Raw genomic sequence first — 13,092 nt, 5'->3', positions numbered from 1 at the left:
CTATTTTAAGGCGCGACAAGACGGGTTTGATTTTGAAAAGAATCTTGCGCCTTGGGAGGCTGTTTTTGGAACGGCGGCAATATCTGTGCGCCTTTATGACCGCCGCACCGGATCGTTTCATTGGGGCCGCTCTCGCGCGCACCATCCGCGCCGAGTATTGCGAAAGCAATGCGCGGATTGCGGCTCGGTACCTGAATGCGCAGCAGGCCGGGTATCTTGCCGAGGGATAAAAGGCTTTGTGACGTAAAAGAAAAACCCGCGCTTTGGCGCGGGTTTTTTTATCGTGTCATGGTCCGTGTTTACGCCTTAGCTGGCACTGCGCTCGTCAAAGCTCAAGGCGATGAAAGAGGGTAGGTGATCGCCCAGGCCCACAACCTTTTTATCATCGTCGCGACGGCCACGGCTACGCGAATTGCTGCTGCGGTCCCGGTTGTCAGATGATTTGCTGTCAGAGGCGGCCTGCGACGAACGCGAAGACTCGCGTTGCTCACGAGGTTCACGCGGCGCGCGCGGCTCTCTGGCACGCGGTGCTGGCTTTTCCTCTACGGCGGCTTCAGGGGACTCCTGTACGGGGCTCACAGGGGCCTTCGCCTCTGTCGCCTCAACCGCCGCAGTCTCCGGCTTGTCGGCCTTGCGGCTTCTGCTGCTGCGCGAGCGGGTGCGTTTCGGTTTGTCCTCAGATTTGGCCTCTGCCGGGGCTTGGTCCAGCGTCGAGGTCTCCGCCTCGGCAACGGTTCCCAGAGGATTGTCCAAACGCGGGATCTCTTTGCCGATGAGGCGCTCGACATCCGCGAAATTCTTTTCGTCGCGCGGCTCACAGAGCATGATCGTCTTCCCATCGCGGCCCGCACGTCCGGTGCGCCCGATCCGGTGGACATAGTCTTCGGCGTGGCTTGGCACGTCAAAGTTAAACACATGGGTCACGGAGGGCACATCCAAACCGCGCGCGGCGACATCGGAGGCCACGAGGATTTTCAATTTGCCACCGCGAAAGCCCTCAAGCGTTGCATTGCGCTGACTTTGCTCCAGATCGCCATGGATCGGAGCCGCGTCATAGCCATATTTTTTCAGCGATTGCGAAACGATGTCGACATCGGTTTTACGGTTGCAAAACACGATCGCATTGTCGAGTTTTTCACCCTCAAGGTCGATCAGCGTGCGCAAAAGTTGACGCTTTTCCGAGGAGGCCCGGTCGCGGCGCGAGCCTTTGAACATCACCACATGCTGTTCGATGTTCTCGCCAGAGCTGGCCTGGCGTGCCACTTCGATGCGGGCCGGGGCCGACAGGAAGGTGTTGGTGATCCGCTCGATTTCCGGCGCCATTGTGGCCGAGAAAAATAGGGTTTGGCGCGTGAACGGGGTGAGGCCAAAGATGCGTTCAATGTCGGGGATGAACCCCATGTCGAGCATTCGGTCGGCCTCGTCCACCACCATGACTTTGACGTCAGAGAGGATCAATTTGCCGCGTTCGAAATGATCAAGCAACCGACCCGGAGTAGCAATCAAAACATCGACGCCCTTGTCGATCAGGATGTCTTGTTCTTTGAACGACACGCCACCGATCAACAGAGCTTTGGTCAGCTTCATGTATTTGGTATAGGTGTCGAAGTTTTCCGCCACCTGTGCCGCCAATTCGCGGGTCGGGCAGAGCACGAGAGAGCGCGGCATCCGGGCGCGGGCCCGGCCACGGCTCAACAGCGTGATCATTGGGAGTACGAAAGAGGCGGTTTTGCCCGTCCCGGTCTGGGCGATGCCCAAGACATCTCGGCCCTCAAGGGCGGGGGGAATCGCACCGGCCTGAATCGGGGTCGGAGATTCGTAACCAGCGTCCTCGACGGCTTTGAGTACTTTGGGAGCAAGGTTTAAGTCGGAAAATTTGGTCAAGTCGTGCCTTTCGCGATGTTGCGGCTGTTTTTTCGGCCGCAAATCCCGCGCGGCCCGTTCGGCCATATTGCCGAGACGTCTGTGGGACGCCTCATACGCTTCAATCACGAAAAGGTCAAGGAATGCTGCGATTTGCTCGCGGATTGAACCTGTGAAACGCTTGGGGTGTCTGGCACAGTGGAGCCAGAGGAAACCAAGAAGGAGATGCACAATGATTAAAAAGCATGGATCTGCGAAATGGAGTGGCGATCTGAAAGAGGGAAAGGGGCTTGTGTCGACGCAAAGCGGCGTGCTCTCCGATGCGCGCTATGGTTTCAACACCCGCTTTGAGGACGGCGCAGGCACCAACCCCGAAGAGTTGATCGGCGCGGCGCATGCGGGCTGTTTCTCGATGGCGCTGTCGGGGCAATTGGCGGAACGCGGCCTTATCGCCGATCAGATCGAAACCACCTCCACTATTCATCTGTCGATGGAGGGGGGGCCGAAGATTGTGAAGGCTCATTTGACGGTCTCCATTCGAGCTGAGGGTGACAAGGCTCTGATCGAAGAGGCGGCAAAGGCGGCTGAAACCGGCTGTCCGGTGTCCAAGGTTCTGGACTGTGAGATCAGTATGGACCTGACGATCGCATAAAGCAGGCTTTGCAGAAGAATGTTCGATTATGAAAAGAAAAGACTGACCGCATCACTGTGGTCAGTCTTTTTAGTTCGATTTGTATAATTTTAAACAGCCGTCAGACCATCATTTCCTTGGTCGCGGACAGGGTCAGCGTGGGGTAATCGCGCACGATCCGGTCGATGTCCCATTGCAGACGCGTTAAGAACACCGGGTCGCCATCATGGTCATAAGAGATGTGTTGCTTGTTGGTGTTGATGAATTTGTCCATCTCCGCCTTTGGCCCGGTGACCCAACGCGCCGAGGTGAATTGTGACGCATCAAAGCGCACGGGAAGCCCGTATTCCAACTCGATGCGGCTGGCCAAAACCTCAAACTGCAAGGCTCCGACCACACCGACGATAAAGCCCGAGCCGATGGCGGGTTTGAACACTTTCGCCGCCCCCTCTTCGGCAAATTGCATCAAGGCTTTTTCCAAATGCTTGGCTTTCATCGGGTCGCCAGCGCGCACGGTTTGCAACAGCTCAGGCGCAAAGCTCGGGATGCCGGTGACGCGGATGTCTTCGCCCTCGGTCAACGTGTCGCCGATGCGCAATTGGCCGTGGTTCGGGATGCCCATGATGTCGCCGGCCCAGGCTTCTTCGGCCAATTCGCGGTCGGAGGCCAAAAACAGCACCGGGTTCGAGATCGCCATCGGCTTTTTCGTGCGCACATGGGTCAATTTCATACCGCGTTTGAAATGTCCCGACGCCAAGCGTACAAAAGCCACGCGGTCGCGGTGTTTCGGGTCCATATTGGCCTGCACCTTGAACACATAGCCCATGACCTTGGTCTCATCCGGGCTGATCGGGCGCGGACTGGCCTTTTGCACCTGAGGTTCGGGGCCAAATTTGGCGATCCCGGACATCAATTCTTGCACGCCAAAGGAGTTGATCGCGGAGCCAAACCAAATCGGTGTCATGGTGCCGTCCAAAAACGCCTGACGGTCAAAAGCGGGCAATAATGCGCGCGCCATTTCCAACTCTTCTTTGAGCTGTTCCAACAGATGCGCAGGCACATGTTCGGCCAGTTTCGGATCGTCCAAGCCGTTGATTTTGATGCTGCCCGAGATCTTGTTGCGGTCCGCGCGGTCCATCAATTCAAGACGATCATTGATCACATCGTAACAGCCCACAAAGTCGCGGCCCACACCAATGGGCCAGCTTGCCGGGGTCACGTCAATCGCCAGGTTCTCTTGGATTTCATCAATAATATCAAAAGTGTCCCGGCTTTCACGGTCCATTTTGTTACAGAAGGTCAGGATCGGCAGGTCGCGCATCCGGCAGACTTCAAACAGCTTGCGCGTCTGACTTTCAACACCCTTCGCCCCATCAATCACCATCACAGCCGCATCCACCGCCGTCAGCGTGCGATAGGTGTCTTCGGAAAAATCCGAGTGGCCGGGCGTGTCAACAAGATTGAAGCGATGACCGTCAAAATCAAAGGACATGGCCGAGGCGGACACGGAAATCCCGCGGTCCTTTTCCATCTGCATAAAGTCCGACCGGGTCCGCCGTGCTTCGCCTTTGGCCCGCACTTGACCGGCCATCTGGATCGCGCCCCCGTACAACAGGAACTTCTCCGTCAACGTCGTTTTACCGGCGTCCGGGTGAGAAATAATGGCGAAGGTGCGCCGGCGCGCAATTTCGTCAGGCAAAACAAGGGCGGTGTGTGTGGCGTTTGACATGGCTGCGGATATAGCGGGGCAGGGGCGAGGCGGCAATGGGGATATGTCGTCTGTCGCCTCTCAAATCTTGGCGAGCCGGTTCTCCATCAGGCCAAGCGGTGATCCCGCGCGCAACGTCATGACCCAAACGAAAAACGCCCCCATTCGGGAGCGCCTTTTGTCTTCATTCCAGTCTAAATACTCAATTCGCCGAAGCAGAGCGCAAAAGATCTGCCGCAACAGCGGGCTCCAACATACCATCGTGCAATTCAAACGCGCGTGGTGTTTCAGCGAAAGCATGGCTGGTGCTGATCCGGGCCTGAATGTCTGTGGGTAAGGATGAGCGCACATGACCATCGACAAACATGCTCTCGGCGGCGATGCCTTCGGCGTAGATGATTTCATGACTGTCAAACAACAGTTGAAAATAATCCACAAACCCGCCTTCAGATTGGATCACATTGACGCCATTGACCAAAAGCTTTGCTTTAACAAGGACTTCGGCTCGTCCTGCGCGGGCATGGTCGCGGCGTTGATAGATGAAAATCCGGTGGTTGGGTGAGACGATCAGGTCATGTTCATTGTTCAACGCGCCCTGTTTGATGACGATTGGGGCGAAAGCTCCGGTGGCGCGGACGGTTTGTTGACCGATCCAACGAACGTCTTGGGGGCCGTGGTCGCGGGTCAAAACCCGGTCTCCAACCGCCAGCTCTTCAATCGGCTTTTGCAACCCATTGGCCAAGGTGATCCGAGTGCCACGGGTAAAGGCAACACAGGCGACTTCTGCCAGACGCGCCCGAGTGCTGTCGCGGTCGATCTTGACCAGCACATATTCGATTTCAGGAACAATCGGGGCAAAGGGCAACAGATAGGTGTCTTCGATCAGGCCCGTTGTATCGGTTTCAATCAGAATCAGCGCCTCGACGGTCGCACCTGATCCGCCCATAAACGTTGCCACGCAATCGAGGTGAAGCTCGGCGCCAGTGCGACCCAATTGGGAATTGGCGGCGATGTTCAAACCCGATTCATCCGCGACAATGGACAGGCGCGCGCGCTTGGTAGGCTTTTTCAGGCAATAGGCATCGGCCAGTTCAATTTCGTCAGCATGCCCAATGGGATCGCCAAGGTTGATGCCATTTGTGACGCAAAAATCGGCGGCGCGATACACCGGGAGCGTGTGCACAGGGCCGGTCGGAGCCACGTGGTTTTGTGTCTTGCCTCTCGTCTGCGTGTTCATCATTACCCCCGACCACAGTCTTTGACAGATTTACGGATAGAAAGCTCCACATTTGGCCCGCGTAACAGGCCCATATCGAATCCGCTCTGGTCCAACACCATCCAGCAAGAAGTATGTCTGGAAACGCCTTGTTTGTACACTGTTCGACTCCGCATCCTCGTTACTCCAATACTCAACAACACGGGTTCAAGGTATTTGGAAACAGTGGCAGGAATTTGTCAGGACTGGTTCAATGTGTGGGAATTTGGGCGAAAATCGTGCCATTTTGGTGAGAGGTTGACCGCAAATCAATCGGTTGCGCGTTGAGTTTGAGCATGATGAAAAACACACTCTTTCGTGCCTGCACTGCGGTTTAAGAGAGCAATGAAAGGTGACATCAGGCGGGGGCAGCCCTAAAACAAATTAACACGCGACGAAACCAATGCGACGATCACGAAGGGAAGATAACGATGGATCTTGGGATCAGTGGAAAGCGGGCCTTGGTCTGTGCTTCCTCCAAAGGGCTTGGTCTGGGCTGTGCTCGTGCCTTGGCCGAGGCGGGGGTGGATTTGGTGATGAATGCGCGCGGGTGCGAGGCGCTTGAATTGGCCGCCGCGGCAATCCGCACAGAGTTCGGCGTTTCGGTCACCACGGTCACTGCCGATGTGACCTCTGAGGAGGGCCGTGCCGCTGTGCTCAAGGCGGCAGGGGAGGTCGATATTCTTGTCACCAATGCGGGCGGCCCACCGCCGGGGATGTGGACCGATTGGGAGCGAGAGGATTTCATAAAGGCATTGGACTCCAATATGTTGACGCCGATTGCGTTGATCAAAGCCTTGGTGCCGGGGATGATCGACCGGGGCTGGGGCCGGGTGGTCAATATCACCTCGGTTTCCGTCAAAGCACCGATTGCGGTGCTGGGCCTGTCCAATGCCGCCCGCACCGGCTTGACCGGCTATGTTGCGGGGACATCGCGGCAAGTTGCGGCCAAGGGCGTCATCATGAACAACCTCTTGCCGGGGTTGCACGCCACTGATCGCACGGTATCCTTGGACAAAGCCGCCTCGGATGCCTCAGGCAAACCCGCAGCCGAGATCCGTGCGGAAAAAGAAGCGGCCATTCCCGCAGGACGCTACGGTACGGCGGAGGAATTCGGGGCCACCTGCGCGTTCATGTGTTCGCAATTTGCGGGCTTTATGGTCGGCCAAAACATCCTCCTGGATGGCGGGGCCACGACAACCACGATGTGACCCGCTTCGCCGCCCGCACTCTGGGCGGCGGGCATCACGGCTTTGGCATTTGTGGCGTTTTCACTTGCGCTTCACCGTGAGCCAAGAACTCTAGGCGCACGACAATAGGGGAGACCAGCATGAGCCACGCAGATGTTCAGGACTATTACGGCAAGGTGCTTCAGGGCAGTTCGGATTTGAAAACCAACGCCTGTTGTACGGCGGGGGACATGCCCGACACGCTCAAAAAGGCGCTGTCCAACATTCATGACGATGTGCTCACGCGCTATTATGGTTGCGGTCTGATTGCCCCGGATGTGCTTGAAGGCACACGGGTTTTGGATCTCGGCTGTGGCGCCGGGCGCGATGTCTATGCGCTGGCTCAGATGGTGGGCGAGGCCGGGTTTGTCGCCGGTGTTGATATGACCGAAGAACAATTGGCCGTGGCCCGTGCCCATCAGGACTATCACGCCAAGGCCTTTGGCTATGCCGCCTCAAACGTGGCGTTTTATGAGGGCTATATCGAAAAACTTGAGGCGTTGCCGCTGGACGCGGGGTCTTTTGACATCATCGTTTCCAATTGCGTGTTGAACCTTACGATGGATAAACCCGCCGTGCTGCGTGAGGCCTATCGGTTGTTGAAGCCGGGCGGGGAGATGTATTTTTCCGACGTTTATGCCGACCGTCGCGTGCCTGAGGCGCTGCGGGCCGATCCGGTGCTGTATGGCGAATGCCTCTCCGGCGCGCTCTATTGGACTGATTTCGAACATATGGCCCGGGCTGCCGGGTTTGCCGATCCGCGCCGGGTCTCCCATCGGGCTTTGACGGTGGAAAATGCGGAATTGGGGGCGAAAGTTGCGCCTATTCAATTCATGTCCGCCACCTACCGCCTGTTCAAACTCGACTTGGAGCCGGAGTGCGAGGACTATGGTCAGGCGGTGATCTACAAAGGCACTGTGCCCGGTGCGCCACACGGCTTTGCGTTGGATGCGGGGCATGTGATGGACACAGGGCGGGTGTTTCCGGTCTGTGGCAACACGTTCAAAATGCTCAAAGACACGCGATTTGCGCCACATTTTGACTTTATTGGCGATTTTTCAACCCATTTCGGCCTGTTTGCGGGATGTGGCGGGACAAGTCCGTTTGACAGTTTGGCCGCAAGCGATGCGGAGGCCCCCGCGTCCTCCTGTTGCTAAGGCGGGTTTGGGCTGATAGAGAATCTTAGAATTTTCGTCAGACAAACCCAAAATGCGCAATTGACCCTGTGACTGATCCCGTGACCACCCCCCGGTTAGAAATCCGCAACATCACCCGCACCTTTGAGGGGCGCGAGGTGGTGTCTGACGTGTCGCTCACGGTTATGCCGGGGCAGGTGACCTGTCTTTTGGGCCCCTCTGGGTGCGGCAAATCGACGACGCTGCGGATCATCGCGGGGGTCGATATGCAGAATACGGGCGAAATTTATGTCGATGGGAACTTGGTCTGTGACACCCGGTTTCGAGTGCCGCCCGAGCGGCGTTCTATCGGTTTGATGTTCCAAGACTTTGCACTTTTCCCGCATTTGTCGGTCAAAGACAACATCGCCTTTGGGTTAAAAGGCGACAAATCGAGCAAAAGAGCGCGGGTGCGTGAATTGCTTGAAAAGGTCGATCTTTTGCGCGCGATCGACAAATACCCACATGAATTATCGGGGGCGAACAGCAACGGATCGCCTTGGCGCGGGCGCTGGCGCCACGCCCGTCGATCATGTTGATGGATGAGCCGTTTTCCGGCCTTGATGAGCGCCTCAAAGACGAGATCCGCGACAGCACTCTGGATGTTCTCAAGGCCGAAAACACCGCGGTGCTTCTGGTCACCCACGAGCCACATGAGGCGATGCGGATGGCCGATGAAATCGCCCTGATGCGGGACGGCAAGATCGTCCAGCAAGGCGCGCCCTATAATATTTACAACGCTCCGGTCGACCGTCAGGCGGCCGCGTTTTTTAGCGACATCAATGTGATCCACGGCAAGGTGCGCAATATGGCCGTGACCACCGCCTTTGGCGAATTCCTGTGTCCACCGCGCCCGGATGGCACAGAGGTTGAGATTGTCATTCGGCCACAACACCTGCGCATCGACTTTGATCGCGACGGGCGCGGCCCCAATCCCACGCCACAAGACGGCGCACCCGCGCGCGCCATTGTCGAACGTGCTCGGTTCATGGGGCGGGAGAGCCTTGTGGAATTTCGGATGGATTTTGACGGCTCGATGTTGAAAGCCACGGTGCCCTCGGTGTTTTTGCCCAAACCGGGCACGCCGATGTGGCTGATGATGCGCCGGGATCGGTGTTTCGTCTTCCCGGTCGCCTCCTAATATTTGGTTAACATTTGGCCTTTTGCAGGGCGATAAACGCTGCAAGCGTTTTCCCCGGCTCATCGACGAACCGCGCGCCGGTGTCGATCACCCGTTCAATCCGATCCACCCGAAACACCCGAAAATCCTGCCGCGTTTCACACCACGCCGACAGGGTCCAAACCCGGCCCCAATATTCAAGCTGAAGCGGGCGGATGACGCGGGTGCTGGTCTGATCGTCAAGGGCGTTGTAGGTGATCCGCAGCCGCTTTTTCTCCCGCACCGCCTCACGCAATCCGGGCATATGGCGAAATCCGGCGGCGGCATCGGCAAAGGGAAACACGGCAAAGCCCCAACCCGCACTGGGCGGGCCGGAGTTTTCGGGCAATACGGCGTCGATCTTGGCCGCAAGGCTTTGGGCGTTTCGCGCCAGTTCCGGGTCGGTCGCCTCGCTCAAAATCGCCACTGCCAAATGCAGCGCCTCCAATTCTCCCATGCTTAGGTTCATCGGCGGCAAGGTGATCGGAGAGGTGACCATGTAGCCCACACCGCGCTCGCCTTCGACGGGCACACCCGAGGCGCGCAGCGTGGCCATGTCGCGCCAAATCGTGCGTTCAGAGACCTCAAGTTTTGCGGCCAATTCATGGCCTTTGTGGAGCTGTCCGTCGCGTAGAATTTGAATGAGATCAAACAGGCGGTCGCTGCGCCGGATACCGGTTTGTTTGCGACCGCCTGCCATGTTTATGCCGCCTCAGGCGAGGAGATGCGCGCAAGGGTGATCGGGGCGTGGCCCATGATCACCGTGTCACGGTCCACCAGCGCCATGAACGCCTGTGCCTCAGGGGCGGCCATAAATCCGGCATCCGCCGCCTTGGCAGCCGCCTCATTGGCCCAGACATAGTGTTCATGCCAAAGCCCGCCTGCATCTTTGTACAGGGTGCGGGCGCGAAAGCCCTCGCACCGATCCAGATAGACGTCCAGGCCCTTGGCCACCGTTGTGAGAGCGGTGTCGCTCACCCCGGCAAGGGTGCGGAAGGTAACAGTTTCAATGATTTGAATATCAGACATGATGTCTCCGATTCGAGTTTCAACACCGTCACCATGGGCTGTTTCAACTGACATAAACCTGTCAGTAGCGTTTTTCCACCCCCGCCCACCGCGCCAATGTTGTGCATCGGGGGGGAATCCGTCGTTTTGGCCTTTTCCTCGGCCGCAGAGCTGCCTAATCCTAATCCTCGCGAGATTTGATCACCGGGCGCATCGCCCGCACCGATGGAGAACCACATGCTCAACAATATCGGCCTTCCCGGCCTCCTGCTTATCGCTGTCGTCGTTTTGGTCCTGTTTGGCCGAGGCAAGATTTCCGGCCTGATGGGCGAAGTCGGCAAAGGCATCACGTCTTTCAAAAAAGGCGTCTCTGAAGGCACCAAAGAGATCGAAGACGAGGCCGCACAGGTCGCCAAAGACGTCACGCCCGAAGAAGAAAAAGACAAGGTCTAAGCCCTGTCTTTGGGCGAGACCTGTCTCGCCTTCGCCGGATCTGGGTCGCGCGTGTGCGCCAGGACGATCCGCTTCTTTTGGGTTTTTGTGAAAAAGGCGTGTGCGCATGAGTGCTATCGTGATGCCGTCCATTCCGCTCTTCTTTGACATGGGCATGTCAGAACTTTTGGTCATCGGGGTCGTGGCGTTGATCGTCGTCGGCCCAAAGGACCTGCCGGGGATGTTCCGAACGCTCGGACGGTTCACGGCGCGGGCCAAATCCATGGCGCGGGAGTTTTCGCGGGCGATGGAAAGTGCTGCCGATGAGACTGGGCTCAAAGAGGCGTCGGACGCCTTCAAAGGTGCGACAAACCCAAAGAAATTCGGGTTGGACAAGCTCAATGAGGCGGCATCGACCTTTGAAAAATGGGACCCGATGAAGGCCTCCGATGGCAAGGCTGCGCCAAAAACGACGGCGTTGCAAAAGGATGAACTCAGCCCCGAACGGGCCGATATGGCCAAGAAAATCTCGGAGAATGCGGCAAAGAAAGCGACCGAACGCAAAGCGGCTGAGGCGGCTGAGGCAAAGGCTGTTGCGGCTCCCGTGACCGCGGCTGCGGTGAAGACACCGGCAACGAAGACACCGGCAACGAAGACAGCGGCAACGAAGACACCCGCCGCAAAGAAACCCGCCGCGAAGAAGCCAACAGCTAAGGCGACGGCGGCCAAAGGGACGGCCAAGCCAACTGCGGCCAAACCCGCAACAGCAAAAAAGCCAGCGACCTCCAAAGCCGCCCCTAAAAAAGCCGCGGCCAAAACCGCCAAGCCGGCCAAGACGACCGCATCGAATGAGGGCGAGGCATGAGCCACACTGACAGCGATATCGAAGACAGCTCCGCACCGTTGATCGAACATCTGGCCGAGTTGCGCACCCGGTTGATCCGGGCGGCTTTGGCCTTTGTCGTTGGCATGGTGATCTGTTTTGCCGTGGCCAGTCCGATCCTTGATTTCCTGCTGATCCCGATCGAAAAATCCATGCGCGCCTTGGGCAATCCGAACCCGGTGATGCAATACACAGCACCACAGGAATATTTCTTTACCCTGATCCGTATCTCCATGGTTGGCGGGTTGGCGCTGTCTTTCCCGGTGATCGCCTATCAACTTTGGCGCTTTGTCGCGCCGGGGCTGTATCGCAATGAAAAGAATGCGTTTTTGCCTTTTCTCATCGCCTCCCCGGTGTTGTTCCTCATGGGCGCAGCCTTCGCGCAATATGTGGTTGTGCCGCTGGCGATGACGTTCTTTTTGGGCTTTGCCGATCTGCCCTCCTTTGTTGGCGCGCTTGTGGCCAATGGTGGCGATGTGGCGACCGCGACCAAGGACACAGGCATCGACATCGTCTTCAACGGTAAGGTGAATGAGAGCCTTGATATCACGTTGAAAATGATCGTGGCCTTTGGGCTGTGTTTTCAGCTTCCGGTGCTGTTGACCCTGATGGGCAAGGCCGGATTGGCCACGGCGCACGGCCTGCGTTCGACCCGCAAATATGCGGTCGTGGGCATTTTGACCGTTGCCGCCTTGGTCACGCCGCCGGATGTGACGACGCAATTGATCTTGTTCGTCGTGGTCTACGGGCTTTACGAAATCTCCATCTTCCTCGTCGCCCGTGTTGAAAAGAAACGCACCGAAGAGCTGCGCGCCGCAGGCGTGTTGGACGAGGATGAAGATCTGTTCGGCGAGTTTGACGACGATAAATAAATGAGGTTTCCATGAGCAAAAAGACCCTCAAACGGATTGCGGAGGCCTTGGAGCGCATGGCCCCCGCGCCCTTGGCCGCCCCGGATTTCGAAACGGCCGATGCCTATGTTTGGCACACAGAACCGGACGCGTTGATGCCGGTTCAAAACGTGTCGCGGGTCGATTTGTCGCTGCTCGTCGGCGTGGATCGGCCGCGTGACACTTTGCTTGAGAACACCCGCCAATTCGCGCGCGGCCTATCGGCCAACAACGCGCTGTTGTGGGGCGCACGGGGGATGGGGAAATCTTCGCTGGTGAAGTCGGTTCATGCGGCTGTGGTGGCTGGTGGATTGGACCTTAAAATCGTCGAAATGCAGCGCGAAGATCTTGGCTCTGTCTCGCGGTTGCTGGCGCTTTTGCGCGGCTCTGAGCATCGGTTTTTGCTGTTTTGTGACGATCTGTCCTTTAGTCATGATGATGAGCATTACAAATCGCTCAAAGCCGTGTTGGATGGTGGCATTGAGGGCCGCCCGGACAATGTGTTGTTCTATGCCACCTCTAATCGCCGCCACCTGATGCCGCGCGATATGATTGAAAACGAACGCTCTTCGGCCATCAACCCCTCAGAGGCCGTGGAGGAAAAGGTCTCGCTTTCGGATCGCTTTGGTCTCTGGCTGGGCTTCCATCCCTGTTCGCAGGATGAATATTTGACGATGATCCGGGGCTATTGCGATGCCTATGGGGTCGAGATTGACGACGATACGCTGCGCGCAGAGGCCGTTGAATGGCAAGCCACGCGCGGCGCGCGCTCTGGTCGGGTGGCGTGGCAGTATTTCACCGATTTGGCCGGGCGCACAGGCGTTGCGCTTGGGTAAGCGAGCCTTTACCTCTCGGGAAT

The 13,092-nt window shown here is 57.6% G+C and carries 13 protein-coding genes and 1 pseudogene; 9 read left to right on the top strand and 5 right to left on the bottom strand.

What is annotated here, in order from left to right:
• Nucleotides 1–65: 65 nt before the first annotated feature.
• Nucleotides 66–230, top strand: coding sequence for a hypothetical protein (locus DA792_RS11360; protein WP_159075252.1), 165 nt, complete (start codon nucleotides 66–68; stop codon nucleotides 228–230).
• A 76-nt stretch (nucleotides 231–306) separates the two neighbouring features.
• Here DA792_RS11360 and DA792_RS11355 read toward each other — a convergent pair whose 3' ends face one another.
• Nucleotides 307–1,884 (bottom strand): DEAD/DEAH box helicase, encoded by a 1,578-nt coding sequence (locus DA792_RS11355; protein WP_107722671.1) that lies wholly within the window; start codon nucleotides 1,882–1,884, stop codon nucleotides 307–309.
• Nucleotides 1,885–2,095: 211 nt separating this feature from the next.
• Between DA792_RS11355 and DA792_RS11350 the strand changes: the two genes are divergently transcribed.
• Nucleotides 2,096–2,515 (top strand): OsmC family protein, encoded by a 420-nt coding sequence (locus DA792_RS11350; protein WP_107720036.1) that lies wholly within the window; start codon nucleotides 2,096–2,098, stop codon nucleotides 2,513–2,515.
• A gap of 100 nt (nucleotides 2,516–2,615) precedes the next feature.
• On the opposite strand, the gene DA792_RS11345 is transcribed toward DA792_RS11350, so the two are convergent.
• A complete protein-coding gene (locus DA792_RS11345) occupies nucleotides 2,616–4,223 on the bottom strand; it encodes a peptide chain release factor 3 (protein WP_107720035.1) in 1,608 nt (535 codons plus the stop codon).
• 181 nt (nucleotides 4,224–4,404) lie between these two features.
• Entirely contained in the window at nucleotides 4,405–5,442 is a 1,038-nt protein-coding gene (locus tag DA792_RS11340) for a Hint domain-containing protein (protein ID WP_368074509.1), read from the bottom strand.
• A gap of 446 nt (nucleotides 5,443–5,888) precedes the next feature.
• Here DA792_RS11340 and DA792_RS11335 point away from each other — a divergent pair, with 446 nt between their 5' ends.
• The 3 genes and pseudogenes from DA792_RS11335 (at nucleotide 5,889) to DA792_RS11325 (ending at nucleotide 9,002) form a co-directional block, all read left to right on the top strand.
• The gene (locus tag DA792_RS11335; RefSeq protein WP_107720033.1) at nucleotides 5,889–6,668 is read left to right on the top strand and encodes an SDR family oxidoreductase; all 780 of its coding nucleotides are present in this window, start codon (nucleotides 5,889–5,891) and stop codon (nucleotides 6,666–6,668) included.
• Between the two features lie 119 nt (nucleotides 6,669–6,787).
• Complete coding sequence (locus tag DA792_RS11330) at nucleotides 6,788–7,843, top strand: methyltransferase domain-containing protein (RefSeq protein WP_107720032.1); 1,056 nt, start codon at nucleotides 6,788–6,790, stop codon at nucleotides 7,841–7,843.
• An 80-nt stretch (nucleotides 7,844–7,923) separates the two neighbouring features.
• A pseudogene (locus DA792_RS11325) lies at nucleotides 7,924–9,002 on the top strand (ABC transporter ATP-binding protein).
• A gap of 7 nt (nucleotides 9,003–9,009) precedes the next feature.
• On the opposite strand, the gene DA792_RS11320 reads toward DA792_RS11325, so the two are convergent.
• Nucleotides 9,010–9,720, bottom strand: a complete 711-nt coding sequence (locus DA792_RS11320; RefSeq protein WP_107720031.1) for a helix-turn-helix transcriptional regulator — start codon at nucleotides 9,718–9,720, stop codon at nucleotides 9,010–9,012.
• Between the two features lie 2 nt (nucleotides 9,721–9,722).
• Nucleotides 9,723–10,049 (bottom strand): hypothetical protein, encoded by a 327-nt coding sequence (locus tag DA792_RS11315; RefSeq protein ID WP_107720030.1) that lies wholly within the window; start codon nucleotides 10,047–10,049, stop codon nucleotides 9,723–9,725.
• 216 nt (nucleotides 10,050–10,265) lie between these two features.
• Between DA792_RS11315 and DA792_RS11310 the strand changes: the two genes are divergently transcribed.
• The 4 genes from DA792_RS11310 (at nucleotide 10,266) to DA792_RS11295 (ending at nucleotide 13,069) form a co-directional block, all read left to right on the top strand.
• Nucleotides 10,266–10,481: a twin-arginine translocase TatA/TatE family subunit gene (locus DA792_RS11310; RefSeq protein ID WP_009570837.1), complete on the top strand. Its 216-nt coding sequence runs from the start codon at nucleotides 10,266–10,268 to the stop codon at nucleotides 10,479–10,481.
• 106 nt (nucleotides 10,482–10,587) lie between these two features.
• A complete protein-coding gene (tatB, locus tag DA792_RS11305; protein ID WP_107720029.1) occupies nucleotides 10,588–11,325 on the top strand; it encodes a Sec-independent protein translocase protein TatB in 738 nt (245 codons plus the stop codon).
• The gene (gene tatC / locus DA792_RS11300; RefSeq protein ID WP_107720028.1) at nucleotides 11,322–12,215 is read left to right on the top strand and encodes a twin-arginine translocase subunit TatC; all 894 of its coding nucleotides are present in this window, start codon (nucleotides 11,322–11,324) and stop codon (nucleotides 12,213–12,215) included. The genes tatB and tatC overlap by 4 nt, the downstream gene beginning before the upstream one ends.
• A gap of 11 nt (nucleotides 12,216–12,226) precedes the next feature.
• Nucleotides 12,227–13,069: an ATP-binding protein gene (locus tag DA792_RS11295; protein WP_107720027.1), complete on the top strand. Its 843-nt coding sequence runs from the start codon at nucleotides 12,227–12,229 to the stop codon at nucleotides 13,067–13,069.
• Nucleotides 13,070–13,092 lie beyond the last annotated feature (23 nt).

It is taken from the genome of Celeribacter baekdonensis (assembly GCF_003047105.1).
Lineage (GTDB): Bacteria > Pseudomonadota > Alphaproteobacteria > Rhodobacterales > Rhodobacteraceae > Celeribacter > Celeribacter baekdonensis_B.
The sequence above is the reverse complement of the archived record's forward strand: the minus strand, read 5'-3'. Positions and strand labels throughout refer to the sequence as shown.

What these genes read in the sequence shown, in the direction of transcription:
- DA792_RS11350 (WP_107720036.1), top strand. Translation starts at nt 2,096, where the DNA reads ATGATTAAAAAGCATGGATCTGCGAAATGGAGTGGCGATCTGAAAGAG.
- DA792_RS11345 (WP_107720035.1), bottom strand. Translation starts at nt 4,223, where the DNA reads ATGTCAAACGCCACACACACCGCCCTTGTTTTGCCTGACGAAATTGCG.
- DA792_RS11340 (WP_368074509.1), bottom strand. Translation starts at nt 5,442, where the DNA reads ATGATGAACACGCAGACGAGAGGCAAGACACAAAACCACGTGGCTCCG.
- DA792_RS11335 (WP_107720033.1), top strand. Translation starts at nt 5,889, where the DNA reads ATGGATCTTGGGATCAGTGGAAAGCGGGCCTTGGTCTGTGCTTCCTCC.
- DA792_RS11330 (WP_107720032.1), top strand. Translation starts at nt 6,788, where the DNA reads ATGAGCCACGCAGATGTTCAGGACTATTACGGCAAGGTGCTTCAGGGC.
- DA792_RS11320 (WP_107720031.1), bottom strand. Translation starts at nt 9,720, where the DNA reads ATGGCAGGCGGTCGCAAACAAACCGGTATCCGGCGCAGCGACCGCCTG.
- DA792_RS11315 (WP_107720030.1), bottom strand. Translation starts at nt 10,049, where the DNA reads ATGTCTGATATTCAAATCATTGAAACTGTTACCTTCCGCACCCTTGCC.
- DA792_RS11310 (WP_009570837.1), top strand. Translation starts at nt 10,266, where the DNA reads ATGCTCAACAATATCGGCCTTCCCGGCCTCCTGCTTATCGCTGTCGTC.
- tatB (WP_107720029.1), top strand. Translation starts at nt 10,588, where the DNA reads ATGAGTGCTATCGTGATGCCGTCCATTCCGCTCTTCTTTGACATGGGC.
- tatC (WP_107720028.1), top strand. Translation starts at nt 11,322, where the DNA reads ATGAGCCACACTGACAGCGATATCGAAGACAGCTCCGCACCGTTGATC.
- DA792_RS11295 (WP_107720027.1), top strand. Translation starts at nt 12,227, where the DNA reads ATGAGCAAAAAGACCCTCAAACGGATTGCGGAGGCCTTGGAGCGCATG.